Origin of the sequence: Parvularcula sp. LCG005 (assembly GCF_032930845.1) — a bacterium.
Taxonomy (GTDB): Bacteria; Pseudomonadota; Alphaproteobacteria; order Caulobacterales; family Parvularculaceae; genus Parvularcula.
Map to the genome: position 1 here is coordinate 2,197,189 of NZ_CP136758.1, position 14,131 is coordinate 2,211,319.

Sequence of the window (14,131 nt, forward strand, 5' to 3'; positions counted from 1 at the left end):
AACGATATAAAATAACTACGGTTTTTCGAAAATGACCCGCGATCTCGACAGTCTTTCTCCTCATGTTACTGAGGATATTATAACAATTGGCCAGCGGATTCGCGCCGCCCGCAAAACCCGCAACCTCAATCAGGAGGCACTGGCCAACCGGCTCGGGGTCACCCAGCCGACGGTGGCCAATTGGGAGGCCGACGTTCACAGCCCCCGACAGATGATGCTTGCGCGCCTCGCAGAAGCGCTCGACGTTTCTCTGGGCTGGCTGGCGGGTGGCGAGACCGTGACGCCCGGCGCAGGCACCAATGCGGGCCACGGCTATCTGAATCGCGGCATGTATCATGTGCCGGTCCTGCCGCTGGCCCAACTGACGGGCCGTGATCGGCTGAGCGACCGGACCACCCGGGCGGCGGCCATTGATTACATTCCCATCAGTGCGCGCGACGGCGACTATTTCGCGACGTTTCTCACACCAGCACCCTATGAAGACGTCTTTCCCGGCGAAGCGCTGTTCGTGTTTGATGCACGACGAATAGCGATGGTGCCCGGCTGCTATGCCCTCATCGTCGGGCCAGCCGGTCCGCACCTGCACTATTGGCCCGCTAGCGCCCAGACCGGTGCGCCGTCGAAAGCGCTGGGCGAAGTGCTTGGCACCCTCGCCGTCACCGTCCGCTTCTTCTGAAGCCTTGCCCCCAAGGGCGCATGGGGCCTAGAGCATGAGCATGCCACAGGTTCGGTCTTCGCGTTTCACATTCACAAGCTGGCAGGTCCTCGACGGACAAGCTTCAGTCGCCTTCTCGTTCCATTGCGACCAGTTCGGTGACTTCACCGAAACGGTGTCCTGGCCCGTCGCCCCGGAGGAGCTGGCGCAGTATTTCGAGGGCGGCGGCCGTGCGATAGGCGATCTTTTGTGGGTGGCTCTGGGTGTCAGCTACTACAAGGCCGGCGCTGCACGTCATATTGACCTGCCGCCGCTGCCCGCCGCGGGCCGCGCCATGGCGGAGGCCCTGTACACCGAAGGCTTGGCGGAGTTCTTTGTGCGGGCCGAGCTGCCCTACCCGGCGGATATCGAATTTTCCGGCCCCGTTACCGATGACACTCTGAGACGACCCGACCGCGTCGAGCCCGGCGCCGCGCTGGTCGCGTTTGGCGGCGGCAAGGATTCCTATGTGGCACGCGCCATCCTGCAACAGGCGGGTGAGGATATGCGACTTGTCAGCGCCACATTGTCTGGCGCGGTGCAGTCAGTATTGAGGGCCACGGCGCCGGACGAAATCACCTTTATCGAACGGGCACTGGACGCCTCCCTTGCTGGCGCATCAGCGGCAGGGTTCAACGGCCATGTGCCGATCACGGCGATCAACATGCTTCTTCTGTCCGTGCTCGGCGCAATCAAAGGCTATCCGCAGGTGGTCTTCGCGAACGAACGATCCGCCGACGAGCCGACAATGAAGATGGGGACCGTCGTCGCCAATCATCAGTTCTCGAAATCCGGGCCTTTCGAGACCCACCTGCGCCAGGCCATGCTGGCAGCCGACCCGGACACACCCCGCCCCTATTCGATCCTGCGGCCCTATTCAGAAGCGTGGATTGGTCGGGCCTTCGCGCGCCTCAAGGCAGCGCATCCCAAATTCACAAGCTGCAATCGCAATTTCCGTCTGGCCGGGGATGCCGAGAAACGCTGGTGCGGCCGCTGTGCCAAATGCGCCTTCACGTCCTTGATCCTCGCCCCCTATCTCAATCGCCAAGAGGCCAAAGTTGCATTCGGCGCCGCGTTTCTTGACGCACCAGAATTACTGTCCTTTTACGAAGAACTCTGTGGGCTGACAGATCATAAACCCTGGGACTGCGTCGGGACGATTGACGAATGCAGGGCGTCCCTCTGGCGCGCAAGCCAGTCAGCGGACTGGCAGGACAGCCTTGCTGTCACCCAATTGTTGCCCAAGGTGTCGCGCATATTAAATGATGAGGAGTTGGAGTCGATCTGGCTGCGAGCGCTTGAGCCCGACGATGGCACATTGGTGCCAGCAACCTATTTAAGAGCAGGCGAGGATTTGTCGCGATGACGGACACTTTGATACTCGGCCTTGGCGTGGAAGGCGCAGCGGCGGCAGGATATTTCCTTCAGCACAGCGAGGGTCATGTCTACGCCACCGATGTCCGTCCCGAAAACGATGCGGTGCCTGTCGCGCTGCAGTTCAACAACCGTTTCACCTTCCTCTCTGCGAAAGACGCGGAGGCCCTCCTCGACCGCCAGCCACTTTTCCTGCGGTCCCCCGGCATCTCACCCAACCATCCCCTTGTCATCGCGGCAACCACGCGCGGACTGCCCGTCACAACGCCCACCGGCTACTGGCTCGAACATCTCGCCCCACCGCATACGGTGACGGTCACCGGTACGAAGGGTAAAAGCACGACTGTATCGCTGATTGCCTTTATTCTCAGTGCACTGGGTAAGGGCAGTGCCGCGATGGGGAATATCGGCCAACCCCCTCTCGGTCCCGCCATGGCATGGCCGGACTATCCCGTGCTCGAGCTGTCGTCGTACATGATGCATGACCTGCCAGCCGGTCAATATACCCACATTGTGACGAGTCTGTACAAGGAACATACAACCTGGCACGGATCGGAAGAGTCCTATCGCGCGGCAAAGCTGCGGCCATTCCGGTTCGATCCCCCCGCCCCCGGCTTTGCACCTCGGAACGTCATTGATCAGGAAAACCTCCCAAACAGTGTCGTTGCCCTTGAGGAACGATTGCCAATCAACGGTGACCAGCTGCTGCTCGGCGATACACCGTTCGTCCCGGCCTCGTTGAACGCGGCTTTCTCCGTCGGACCCAGCCTCTATGCCCTGCGTGCAGCCTGCTGCGTGGCCCTTCAACACACCGATCCCGATACGCTCCGCAGCGCGCTGGAAGCAGCCCTGCCGGTCTATGCCGGCCTGCCGTCACGGCAGGAGATCATTCCGTCGACCGATGATCGGGTCTGGGTCAACGATGCTCTGGCCACGGTCCCCGAAGCGGTGGCGTTTGCCCTTGGCCGTTGGCGCCAACCGCCGGTGACTCTGATCATTGGCGGCGCTGATCGCGGGCAACGTTTCACGGGGCTGGCCGAGGCGGTCAGAAGTCACGGCGAAGTCCTGCCCATTCTCTTTGGCTCCATCGAACCTATCGCCCGCGCTGACTTCAGCGCAGCCGGCGTCGAGGCCGTCAGTGTCGACAGCTATGCTGCGGCCCTCGACTTCGCCAAAGCCCATACAGTGCCTGGCGGCGTCGTCCTTTTCTCACCAGCTGCCGCCACTGAAGAGCCGTACAAGGATTACAAGGAAAGGGCTGCCCTGTTCCGCCTGGCCGCGACGGCGGGCTCGCCTGACTAATGACCGGCGACGATCACTTCAATATAGGCGTAGTAACGCGATGTTGGGTCGGTGACCCTCGCCACGCCAATATCTGAGGCATGGCGCAGCAACAGGCGACTGAATTCGACTTTATTTGACCGCCAACTGTCAAAAGCGTCCATATAATCCGCATACCCGCCCGCGACCAAGCTGCCCGCAACGTTAGGCAGGTAGTCATGGCGCAACAGCCGCTGACCAATGCCGCGCCCATTGGCATCTTCAGACGTCACATCCTGGATATGGGCAAGGTAGGCCACGTGGCCCGTGGCAATACCACTCAAGGCGGCACTATAGGTCAGAGGGGGAAAGCCCAGCGCATCACGTTCCTCGTTCACCTGCGCAATGAACGCTTCAATGGCGGTGCGCTCCTCCACGCCCAGTGTTTCGAGGGGGACCGGACTGGCGTCAGCCGTGAAATCTAATGGCGCTGTCTGGGGGGGCACCGCCGTCATGTCTGCGTTGGTCGCGGTGACCGGAACCGCCGGGGTGAAGGTCGTCGGCGCGACAATAAGCTGGGTCTCATCTTTCAGGTCGACAGGGTTATCCTCTGCCACCGGTGCAGCCTCTCCGAATATTGTACCCGGTTTGGGCTGGCGCTGTCGCAAGGGGGGCGACATCGGCGCTCTTGCCCGGGGTGACGGATCGACCGTGGGGTTGGATGCTGCCAGCAGTTCCGCAGGCAGGACCGTTTCGTCCTCACCGGACGCTGCGATAATGTCGCTTGGCGGTGCCTGATACCGGCCGTCATCCTCAGGGAGCGGCAGCTGACTCGCGCAGCCCATCATGCCGACGCTGAGGGCAGCAAGAAGCAGAGTGCGGGTCATCTGGTGTTTCTCCCCGGATAGACGACTTCACAGGTGCAAAATCCGGACCGGACAGGCATAACTGGCCTTGATTTCTGACACCTGATGGTAGGCCAGAAAACAGATTTTACCAAATGGATCAGTTCATTGCCGCAACCCCAGCCGCCCACGCCGCCTGACTATTTCTTTTTCTATGGCACGCTCATGAAGGGGCGCAGCGCGCTGTCCCGTTCTCTGGCAGGCAAATTGCGGCTCGTAGGCATGGGCACCACGCCGGGTAAGGTCGTCACGATCGAGACGCCGACCCTGAGCTATCCCGGGCTGGTCGAGGTCGGCCACCGCCTCTCGAAAGTCAGCGGCCAGGTCATGGCGCCCACCCGGTTGTTTCGAGACGAGGACTTCAAGGCGATCAATGCGTGGGAGGATTATGATCCTGCCTCGCCCACGACATCGCTCTATCGGCTGGAAATGCTGCCGGTGGCCCTGTCACTGGGCGGCACGGTCACAGCGGCAACATACGTCTACCAAGGGCCGATGCCGGCGCGGCGTCCGATGCTTTAGGCTTTGCCCGCCCCGATCCCGGGATCCTTGGCGGTAACGCCACCCTCTCCCTCAGCGAGCACGCGGGTCTTGCGCAGATCCGCAATCAGGCCATGGACCCGCTTCTTGTTCTTCCCGAAATCCCCCTTGCCGACGCGGGATCGCGAGTAGATGGCAACTGTGGACCCGGCCGCACCCGGCAATACGGCGATATCGACATCGTCCTTGAACTTGAAGAACGAGGTCACCGATACGAAGGAGAGGCGCCGGGCGCTTTCGTCCACCTCGATATCCTGCACATTGTCCTTCGACCGGACCATCTGGACGATATTCATGAACATGGCATCCGGATCGTCACGAAACTCGGGCGCATCTTCATCGGGAGTGGTTGACTGGCAAAGTCCCTCTGGCGCCACGAGATAGTGGTTCGGGGCCTTCGGGCGTTCCAGCGAGGCAAAATCGATAAAATCTGTCATGGCTGTGATATGGCGTGAAATCGCGCCCAGGCACGTCAGCGCCTATAAAATGTCGAGCACCTGTTCAGGGGGGCGACCGATAACCGCCCGGTCTCCGTTCACGAGGATCGGACGCTCCATCAGGACCGGGTTCTCGGCCATGGCGGTGAACAGGGCATCATCATCGGCATCCTTCAAGGAAAGCTCCTTATAGGTGACCTCCTTGACCCGCATCATGTCCCGGGGCGACATGCCCAGCTTCCCGGCCACCTCGCGCAGCGCGGCCTCATCAAGCGGCGCGTCGAGATAGCGGATGACCTCCACATCGACCTCCCGCTCCTCGAGCAGTTTAAGGGCTTCGCGGGATTTGGTGCAGCGGGGATTGTGATAAAGGATCATGGTCGAAGAATTAGGTCGCGCCGCCCCTAACGGCGAGCCAAATATTTCGTCGTGTCGCGGCGACGCCCGGCGGACCAGGACTGGATGTCCCCGCCGGTCTTGATGTTGAACTTGTGGATCTGCTCGCGGACGCGGTCGCTCAGCCCCTCATCCGCAAGGGTGTACAGCGCCTCGAAGGCCTGGGTGATCTGAGACCACAGGTCGGTATGCTTCGCCGTCTTTTTCGTCGTCGCGTCATCGGACAGACTGTCGACAAGAGCATGAACTCTATCCGCATAGCTGGCGAAGGCCTCACGCAGGGGCCGGTCCTTCATGATCTGCACGCTGACGGACAGGCTTTTAAGGTCGTCCAGCATGGGTGCGACATGGTCGGCCGTGATCTCCGGCGCAGGGTAGGACAGCACATTGGCGAGCCGCTTGTGAAAATCGCGCAGGTCACTGACGATATTGCCAAGATAGAGGGCGCGATCTTCGCCGGACAGCTCCGCCTCCCCCTCTTCGCCGCCCGCCGCCTCCAGCGCCCGGCTGGCCCGCGCCGACGCATCGGCTGCGATGATCTTGAGATCGCGGACCTGCGCTTCGAGTGAGGCCAGTTTGGTCGCCATGTTGCCCGCGCCCTTCACCTGCTCGTCCCGCACAAAATTGGTGATGGTCTGGATCCGCTTCCAGATGAAGCCGCCGAAACCAGCCGCCAGCGCGGCCACGGCAGCACTGGAAAAGACCCCCAGATATTCGGTGAAAAATTCCATGACACGCTCCCCTGTCCCGCCCGCTGCGGTGGCCTTGGGAGACGTTAGGCAGGTTAACACCGGGCGGCAAGGTCAATTGGCGGTTTGAAAGGAAAACAGGCACAGAGGATAAATGTCACCTTGACGTTACATTCCAGCTCGTACAATATGTCACCTAGAGGTAACATTCAAGGAGGGTGATGAGGATGACCAGCGATCTGGGCGCATTCGGGCGCAGGCTGATGTTGATGATCGGCGCGGCGGGCTTTCTGACCGCGCAACTGGCGCTACAGGATAAGGACTGGGGAATCGGCACCCTGCCCGACCGTGCGGCGATTGTCGGCATGGCCCTGTGGGGGATCGGCCTCCTCCTGATCCTTGGGCCGTGGCTGTGGCGCATGATGGGCAACGGCCTGAACGATGAGCGGGTGGAGATTGTCCGCCTGCGGGCCTTTTTCTGGGGCTACCTCTTGACCATGGCTGCCGCAGCCGTCCTGTTCGTCATGGGGGTGCAGGGCATGATCGGGGTTGAGGAAGCCGTGCACCTGATCCTGTCCGTCGGGATCGCCGCGCCCATGTTCGCCTTCGCGTTTCTGGAGTAGCGCGGTTTGGCCAAGGCCCCTGCCCTGATCGTGCACCTGAAAGAAGCCCGGCTAGATGCCGGGCTGACCCAAGCGGAGCTGGCCCGCGCGGCGGGCGTCAGCCGCAAGACCATCAATACGGTGGAGAACGGCGTCTTTATTCCGTCAACGGTGCTTTCCCTGACCCTCGCGCGGATTCTGAACCGATCAGTGGAGACGCTGTTTGAGCTGCCGGGGTGACGATGGAGAGAGGGAGTGTCAGGCACGCCAAATTGTCCGCCCAAGTCGGTTCTGATGCGCGCTGAAGCAGCGAAGCGATAGCGCATCTCACATGCGCTCAAGTAGCGAAGCGATAGCGCCACTTGAAAGTGGGAACCCGCGTGCGGCGTTGCCACGCGAAAGGGTTTAGTGATTGGAGCATGGCACAAGCCGGTCCCACCCGGTCCGCCACACGCGGCTCGCGTCTCACACCTCCGGCCTATAAAGCTCACGGAGGGAGCATCGTCTGTCGGACGAATATCCGACCACTGACCTGGCCCACCTGTGACCCTGTCAGCAACACGACACGAGACAGTTCAGCGACAAAGCGACGGTACCTGGTCGTCCCGACCCGAACTGCGTGGGGGTGTTATAGGGAGTGTAGGGAGCGTAAGGATAAATCTCCGACATCCGTTTGTCCCCGCGACGGCGGGAATCCGTCCTGTTCAACAGACTCCCGCCTGCGCGGGAGTGAGCGGAAAGAACCGGCTGTCATCCCGGCTGGAGCGCAGCGAAACGCCGGGATCCATGAACGGACCTCACGACCACCACCGCCTTCTGGACCCCGGCGTTCGCCCTTCGGGCTTGCCGGGGTGACACGGCGGCAAAATTATACTTAATATGCGTACACGGATCATCCAACTCTGCGAAGTTCAAGTCTCTGACGAATGGGAATCAATCGAATTTACAGAACGGATGAAACGCCGAAGAGCCGCGCGATCCCTTGGCGACGCCATCAAATCGGTTGTAGCGAGATCGTCGACACGCTCCCCAGACCAACGACGTTCGTCGATGCATTCTTTCAGAACGTACAACGCAGGATTTATCCTTCGAGGAGGCCAACCCATCGCCTCTTGAAATCCATAGACATCTAGATAGTATTGTTGATCCTCGAGCAACAAAGCGGCCATTTTTGCTGCATCTCTATGAACATTTCTATTCTCAAAAAGCAGTGGGTCCTGAGATGTGAGCAGTAAAGGGCACGGCGAAACTGAATAAATCTCTTGTCCTATTGTAGCGTCAGTCGTTACTAAATCGCGATATTCAAGCTCACCAAGCAACTCCACCATTTCTCTTCCGCTAAACTGTGGGCATAGCTCCGACAGATTTTCGTATAGAAAGTACTCTCCCGTGGCATTCGTTAAGTCTCCTGCTAACGCGATTGCTACTTGAGAGGCTTCTTGAGGCATATCGACAATAGGTTCAAAGTCGCGACCATAGCGGGCAACAGTAGCGACTATTGATTCGAGATCATTCACCCTGCCAATTAATTCGTGTTGCAACTCTCTTCCAGCCTGCTCTGCAATCCCCGGATGGGTGAGTGCAAAGGACCCCACAAGAAATGGCCCAATGAACGGTAACTGAACCACAAAGCTCTCGGCCAACATTCGACCATATCGACGTCTAAATTCAGGCTCAGATTTTTTCACACTCGCCCCCCTACCGCTCGACCTTCGCTTCTTCCTCGTCGGCCTTGGCCTCTTCAGGATCCAGCTTGTTGGGATCTTCGGGCAGGAATTCAAAGCGCAGCTTCTCTTCCCCGGCCTTGTGATCCACACGGACAATCCCGCCTTCGCGCAAGGAACCGAAGAGGATTTCGTCCGCAATCGGCTTTTTGATGTGTTCCTGGATCGTCCGGCTGAGCGGCCGTGCGCCCATATCCTCATCGAAGCCGTGCTCTGACAGCCAGCGGGTCGCGCCTTCGGTCAGTTCGAACGTCACATTGCGGTCGGCCAGCTGGGCCTCCAGCTGCAGCACGAACTTGGCGACGATGCGGTCGACAATCGGCTTGGACAGACCGGCGAACTGGATGATCGCATCAAGGCGGTTACGGAATTCCGGCGTGAACAGCTTGGTGATGGCCTCGTCGCGCAGGCTTTCCGCCTTGCCACGACCAAAGCCGATCTCGTTGCGGTTCGCATCCGCCGCGCCCGCATTGGTGGTCATGATGATGATCACATTGCGGAAGTCGATCTTCTTGCCGTGGGTGTCGGTCAGGGCACCATTGTCCATGACCTGCAACAGGATGTTGAAGATCTCAGGGTGCGCCTTTTCGATTTCGTCGAGCAGGACAACCGCGTGCGGGTTCTGATCGACCGCATCGGTCAGAAGGCCCCCGCCCTGGTCAAAGCCGACATAGCCGGGAGGCGCACCGATCAGACGACTGACGGTATGACGCTCCATATATTCGGACATGTCAAAGCGCAGGAGCTCCACCCCCATCATGCGGGAGAGCTGCTTGGCGACTTCGGTCTTGCCCACGCCGGTCGGGCCCGCAAACAGGTAGGAGCCGATCGGCTTGTCCGGCTCGCGCAGGCCCGCGCGCGACAGCTTGATGGCTGCCGTGAGCTGGTCGATCGCCCCATCCTGTCCATAGACGACCCGCTTGAGGTCGCCCGCCATATTGCGCAGGCGTTCGGTGTCAGATTTGCTGACGGATTTGGTCGGGATCCGCGCCATCTGGGCGATGATCTCTTCCACTTCCTTCACGCCGATTTCCTTCAGGCGGACATCGTCCTTGAACAGGCGCTGGCGCGCGCCCGCCTCGTCGATGACGTCGATGGCCTTATCCGGCAGGCGGCGGTCGGCCATGTATTTGGCTGACAGCTCCACGGCCGCCTTGATGGCATCATCCGTGTAGGAGAGCTTGTGGTGCTCTTCGAACGCGGGGCGCAGGCCACGCAAGATTTCGATTGTGTCGGGCACGGACGGCTCAGGCACATCGATTTTCTGGAACCGGCGGCTGAGGGCGCGGTCCTTTTCGAAATGCTGCTTGTATTCCTTGAACGTCGTCGAGCCCATGCATTTCAGCGTCCCCTGCTGCAGCGCAGGCTTCAGCAGGTTGGATGCATCCATCGCGCCGCCGGACGTGGCGCCCGCGCCGATGATGGTGTGGATCTCGTCGATGAACAGGATCGCGTGGTCGTGGTTCTCGATCTCTTTCAGCACCGCTTTCAGGCGCTCCTCGAAATCACCGCGATAGCGCGTGCCCGCGAGCAGCGAGCCCATGTCGAGGGAATAGATCGTGGCGTCTGCCAGAACTTCCGGCACTTCCTCATCCACGATGCGGCGGGCCAGACCTTCGGCAATGGCGGTCTTGCCCACGCCGGGATCACCGACGAAGAGCGGGTTGTTCTTCCGGCGCCGGCACAGGACCTGGATGGCGCGCTCAACTTCCTTGTCGCGGCCGATCAGCAGGTCGATGCGCCCGGTCCGGGCCTTTTCGTTCAGATTGACGGTGTAGGATTCAAGCGCCGCCGGGCCCTGCTTGCCGCTGGCCTCCTCCTCGTCCTCCTGCACACCGCGGGGCACGCGGGGCTGGCTCATGGACGGGTTCTTGGACAGGCCATGGGAGATGTAATTGACGGCGTCATAGCGCGTCATGTCCTGGGCATGCAGGAAATAGGCAGCGTGGCTCTCCCGCTCCGCGAAAAGCGCGACGATGATATTGGCGCCAGTGACTTCATTGCGACCGGAGGTCTCGACATGGATCAGCGCGCGCTGGACGACGCGGTGGAAGCCCGCCGTCGGCTTAGCCTCGTCACTGTCGTCAACGATCAGCTTCTCAAGGTCATCCTCGATATATTCGAGGAGCTGGTCACGCAGCTCGTCAATATTGACGTTGCAGGCCATCAGCACGGCCTTGGCGTCTTCATCATCGGTCAGCGCGTACAGCAGGTGCTCGAGCGTGGCGAGTTCGTGCTTGCGCTCCGTCGCGAGGGCAATCGCCCGGTGGATCGACCGTTCAAGGTTCTCTGAAAACGCAGCCATTACTCTCGCTCCATTGTACATTGCAGGGGATGCTCGTTCCGGCGCGCCAGCTCGAGCACTTGTGCAACTTTGGTCTCCGCAACCTCATAGGTGTAGACGCCACACACCCCGACACCATGCACATGTACATGCATCATAATGTCCGTCGCCTGGTCCCGGCTCTTGTGGAAAATCGCTTCCAGCAACCACACAACGAAATCCTGCGGTGTGTAATCGTCGTTCAGTAGAAGGACCTTGTAAAGCGACGGGCGCTTTGTTTTCGGCGCAGTCTTGGTAATCGTCCCCGTATCGTTCTCACGATCAGGGTCACGATTGTCATCGTCGCTCAAGCGAACCGGAGACAGGGTGAGTGAATAGGACAATTCGGTCACGGACTCATTATTTGGTGTTTTCAGGACAGGCCGCAAGCGCCGCGGCACGGCCGTACGGAAAAATCGGTGAATGCAGAACACGGGCGGTAACCGGCATCATTCTGTGCCGTGATCTGCGTCATCGTCAAATAGGGTTACTGCAGACAAAGAAAAACCCCGCCGGGCGAACCGACGGGGTTTTATAAGCCACAAAATGTCGCGGCAGGCGTTTAGCGCTGCTGCATCATTTCGACCATGGCCGAGTAGCGCTTGGACAGCGGCTGGGCGGCGTCACGGGCGGTCGACATCCACATGTCAGAGACTTTGTTCATCTGACCGATGTGAGATTCCATCGAGGTGCGGAGAAGGTCATTCTGCGCTTCGAAAAATTCTTGTGGTGTTTTTGCCTTGGACAGCGCCTGGAAACGGTCTGTGCCGGTTTCCATCTGCTTCTTGGCGTAGGTTGCGTTTTCGTTGGCGATTTTCTCAAAGCCTTTGGCAACCGTCGTGGCGCATTCGATCATCGCTTCGATGTTCTCTTGGCCAAAGCTGCCGAACTGGGTCAGGCCCTGGGTCATGCGCTCGATACCGTCGTTCATTGCTGCATTCGCCGTGTTCGTTGCTTCTTCTGCAGTGGCGCGGGCTTTGCGGGTAGTGCTCATCAGGTGTCTCTCCGTTTCGGAATGTAGATCGTTGATTTACGCGAACTGGCCCCGCGATGATCGTCGTCACCCGAGGCTTTCCGAGTCAGCATTCTACAACTGAACCGGGTTATTGCAACGCAACATATGCCGTTTCATGGGAGCCGTCAACAGTCATTGTGCACTGCACAATAATTTATTTCTGCTGAGAAACGGCTTTTGCCGCAAACCGGCCCTATTCGTTAACCCGCCTTAAGGATTTGGTGAGGTATCACCTGTATTCATGGTAACCGCTTTGACAGGTGCAAATTCCCTCAAAGTATTGTATCACAAGCACGAATGGGATTTCGAAAAGGTTGGGCAATATGGGCGGTATCAGTCGCGCTGGCGTAACATTTTTTAGCGTGATGGCAGCGTTGGTTTTCAGCGCCCTCAGTGTCGCACACGCCAATCCCAAATATGCTGCCTACGTTATTCACGCCGAAACCGGCGACGTTCTTTTCGACCGGTATTCCAACGAAGACCGCTATCCTGCTTCCCTCACCAAGATGATGACTCTCTACCTCCTCTTCGAGGCGATCGAAGACGGTACGGTGAAGATGGATGATGAGATGACCGTCTCGAAGCGGGCCTCATTGCAGCCTGCCTCTCACTTGGGTCTGGAGCGCGGCACCAAGATCGATGTGGATACGGCCATTCAGGCCCTCGTCATCCGCTCCGCCAACGATGTGGCCACGGTCGTGGCCGAGCATCTGGGCGGCACCGAACTGAAATTCGCTGGCATGATGACCGAGAAGGCCCATGATCTGGGGATGCGCCGGACAACGTTCCGCAATGCCTCCGGCCTGCCGGATCGCCGCCAGACCACGACAGCGCGCGACATGGCGATTCTGTCCCAGCGTCTGACCCAGGATTTCCCGAAATATTTCCACTATTTCGACCAGAACAGCTTCACGTGGCAGGGCCGGACCTACCGCTCCCACAACCGGGTGGCCATGACGCTTGACGGCGCCGACGGCCTCAAGACCGGCTACACGCGGGCGTCAGGGTTCAACCTCGCCACCACCGCAGCGCGCGGCGACCATCGCCTGATCGGCGTTGTCCTTGGCGGTCGCAGCACCGCGACCCGCGACCGGCACATGATCCAGATCCTTGAGACCGCCTTTGCCGATATCAAGAAGAAGCCATCCCTGATCGCATCGGTCCACAGCATCCGTCCGGTCCCTTCCCTGCGTCCTGACCGTGCCCGCGGCATCCCCGCACAGGTTCTTGCCGCCGCGCCGGCACCAAGCGATTCCGTTCCGATGCCATCGGCCAAGAGCCTGCCGTCCGAGAATGGCGCCATCCAGATGGCAGCGCTCGACATGGCGTCGCTGGAGATGGCGATTGCTGACAGCAGCGTGACCGAAAACGACATCGCCTCCGCGCCCATTGGCGAAGGGGATGCAGAACTCAGCGGTGTCCGTGACTGGATCATTCAGGTCGGCGCCTATCGGGAGCAGCCTCTCGCCATCAAACGGATCCGCGACACACAGGACACGGTCCGCGCGATCTCTGCCGAAGCTGGCCGGGAAGTGAACATTGCCGAGAAAGGCGCCCAGGCCGTCTATCGCGCGCGCTTCACCCGCATGACGGAGATCGAGGCGGCTGACAGCTGCAGCGCGCTGATCTCTAAAGGCGATGACTGCATCGCCCTGCACGTCTCGAAATAAGCGGTCATCCGCCCCCAAAAAAAGGCGCCCCGAGAGGCGCCTTTTTCGTTTTGGATGGGTCAGCGCTGTCAGACGACGCTCAGGCCCACATCGATATTGTTGCGGGTTGCGTTGGAATACGGACAGACCTTGTGCGCTTCCTCCACCAGCTTCTGCGCGTCGGCCTTGTCGACGCCCGGCAGGGAAACTGCCAGATCCACCGTCAGGCCAAAACCGCCCTCGGACCGTGGACCGATACCAACATTGGCTTTCACCTCTGTCGTATCCGGCACAGCCACGCCGACCGATTTCGACACCGCCTTCATCGCGCCAAGGAAACAGGCCGAATAGCCCGCCGCGAACAGCTGCTCAGGATTATTCCCCTCGCCGCCAGCGCCGCCCAGTTCCTTTGGTGTGCTCAGCTTGACGGCGAAAGTGCCATCTTCCGTTTTCGCCTTGCCGTCACGACCGCCGGTGGCTGTGGCGGACGTCTTGTATTTTACATCTACGGACATTGTGTTCC

Annotated in this window: 16 protein-coding genes; 7 read left to right on the plus strand and 9 right to left on the minus strand. The window is 59.9% G+C overall.

Annotated features, from left to right (window positions below; genetic code table 11):
- Window positions 1-31: 31 nt before the first annotated feature.
- Genes RUI03_RS10360 through murD form a run of 3 tightly spaced genes read left to right on the plus strand, consistent with a single transcriptional unit; the run spans window position 32 to window position 3,370 of the window.
- Window positions 32-676 carry a helix-turn-helix transcriptional regulator gene (locus RUI03_RS10360; protein WP_317287385.1) on the plus strand — a complete coding sequence of 215 codons (645 nt, stop codon included), beginning with the start codon at window positions 32-34 and terminating at the stop codon, window positions 674-676.
- A 34-nt stretch (window positions 677-710) separates the two neighbouring features.
- On the plus strand, window positions 711-2,060 hold the full coding sequence (locus RUI03_RS10365) for a hypothetical protein (protein ID WP_317287386.1): 1,350 nt from the start codon (window positions 711-713) through the stop codon (window positions 2,058-2,060).
- Window positions 2,057-3,370, plus strand: a complete 1,314-nt coding sequence (gene murD / locus RUI03_RS10370; RefSeq protein ID WP_317287387.1) for a UDP-N-acetylmuramoyl-L-alanine--D-glutamate ligase — start codon at window positions 2,057-2,059, stop codon at window positions 3,368-3,370. The genes RUI03_RS10365 and murD overlap by 4 nt, the downstream gene beginning before the upstream one ends.
- On the opposite strand, the gene RUI03_RS10375 is transcribed toward murD, so the two are convergent.
- Entirely contained in the window at window positions 3,367-4,215 is an 849-nt protein-coding gene (locus RUI03_RS10375) for a CAP domain-containing protein (protein WP_317287388.1), read from the minus strand. The genes murD and RUI03_RS10375 overlap by 4 nt on opposite strands.
- An 84-nt stretch (window positions 4,216-4,299) precedes the next feature.
- Here RUI03_RS10375 and RUI03_RS10380 point away from each other — a divergent pair, with 84 nt between their 5' ends.
- Window positions 4,300-4,755, plus strand: coding sequence for a gamma-glutamylcyclotransferase family protein (locus RUI03_RS10380; RefSeq protein ID WP_317287389.1), 456 nt, complete (start codon window positions 4,300-4,302; stop codon window positions 4,753-4,755).
- Here the strand turns inward: RUI03_RS10380 and RUI03_RS10385 are convergent.
- The 3 genes from RUI03_RS10385 to RUI03_RS10395 are packed head-to-tail and all read right to left on the minus strand — an operon-like array spanning window position 4,752 to window position 6,337.
- Entirely contained in the window at window positions 4,752-5,210 is a 459-nt protein-coding gene (locus RUI03_RS10385; protein WP_317287390.1) for a DUF1499 domain-containing protein, read from the minus strand. The genes RUI03_RS10380 and RUI03_RS10385 overlap by 4 nt on opposite strands.
- 42 nt (window positions 5,211-5,252) lie before the next feature.
- A complete protein-coding gene (gene arsC, locus RUI03_RS10390; protein ID WP_317287391.1) occupies window positions 5,253-5,588 on the minus strand; it encodes an arsenate reductase (glutaredoxin) in 336 nt (111 codons plus the stop codon).
- A gap of 26 nt (window positions 5,589-5,614) precedes the next feature.
- Window positions 5,615-6,337 carry a hypothetical protein gene (locus tag RUI03_RS10395; protein ID WP_317287392.1) on the minus strand — a complete coding sequence of 241 codons (723 nt, stop codon included), beginning with the start codon at window positions 6,335-6,337 and terminating at the stop codon, window positions 5,615-5,617.
- 185 nt (window positions 6,338-6,522) lie between these two features.
- Here RUI03_RS10395 and RUI03_RS10400 point away from each other — a divergent pair, with 185 nt between their 5' ends.
- Together RUI03_RS10400 and RUI03_RS10405 are read left to right on the plus strand one after the other, a co-directional pair.
- On the plus strand, window positions 6,523-6,918 hold the full coding sequence (locus RUI03_RS10400; RefSeq protein ID WP_317287393.1) for a hypothetical protein: 396 nt from the start codon (window positions 6,523-6,525) through the stop codon (window positions 6,916-6,918).
- A 6-nt stretch (window positions 6,919-6,924) separates the two neighbouring features.
- Complete coding sequence (locus RUI03_RS10405; protein ID WP_317287394.1) at window positions 6,925-7,137, plus strand: helix-turn-helix transcriptional regulator; 213 nt, start codon at window positions 6,925-6,927, stop codon at window positions 7,135-7,137.
- 671 nt (window positions 7,138-7,808) lie between these two features.
- On the opposite strand, the gene RUI03_RS10410 is transcribed toward RUI03_RS10405, so the two are convergent.
- The 4 genes from RUI03_RS10410 to RUI03_RS10425 all read right to left on the minus strand — a co-directional run bounded on the left by RUI03_RS10410 (window position 7,809) and on the right by RUI03_RS10425 (window position 11,938).
- Window positions 7,809-8,585 carry a hypothetical protein gene (locus RUI03_RS10410; RefSeq protein ID WP_317287395.1) on the minus strand — a complete coding sequence of 259 codons (777 nt, stop codon included), beginning with the start codon at window positions 8,583-8,585 and terminating at the stop codon, window positions 7,809-7,811.
- Between the two features lie 10 nt (window positions 8,586-8,595).
- Window positions 8,596-10,926: an ATP-dependent Clp protease ATP-binding subunit ClpA gene (gene clpA, locus RUI03_RS10415; RefSeq protein ID WP_317287396.1), complete on the minus strand. Its 2,331-nt coding sequence runs from the start codon at window positions 10,924-10,926 to the stop codon at window positions 8,596-8,598.
- Entirely contained in the window at window positions 10,926-11,288 is a 363-nt protein-coding gene (clpS, locus tag RUI03_RS10420) for an ATP-dependent Clp protease adapter ClpS (RefSeq protein WP_410795942.1), read from the minus strand. Before clpS ends, clpA begins: the two co-directional genes overlap by 1 nt.
- A 218-nt stretch (window positions 11,289-11,506) precedes the next feature.
- Entirely contained in the window at window positions 11,507-11,938 is a 432-nt protein-coding gene (locus RUI03_RS10425; RefSeq protein WP_317287398.1) for a phasin family protein, read from the minus strand.
- A gap of 386 nt (window positions 11,939-12,324) precedes the next feature.
- Between RUI03_RS10425 and RUI03_RS10430 the strand changes: the two genes are divergently transcribed.
- Window positions 12,325-13,629 (plus strand): D-alanyl-D-alanine carboxypeptidase family protein, encoded by a 1,305-nt coding sequence (locus tag RUI03_RS10430; RefSeq protein ID WP_317287399.1) that lies wholly within the window; start codon window positions 12,325-12,327, stop codon window positions 13,627-13,629.
- A gap of 68 nt (window positions 13,630-13,697) precedes the next feature.
- Here the strand turns inward: RUI03_RS10430 and RUI03_RS10435 are convergent, their stop codons facing one another.
- On the minus strand, window positions 13,698-14,123 hold the full coding sequence (locus RUI03_RS10435) for an organic hydroperoxide resistance protein (protein ID WP_317287400.1): 426 nt from the start codon (window positions 14,121-14,123) through the stop codon (window positions 13,698-13,700).
- Window positions 14,124-14,131: the final 8 nt, after the last annotated feature.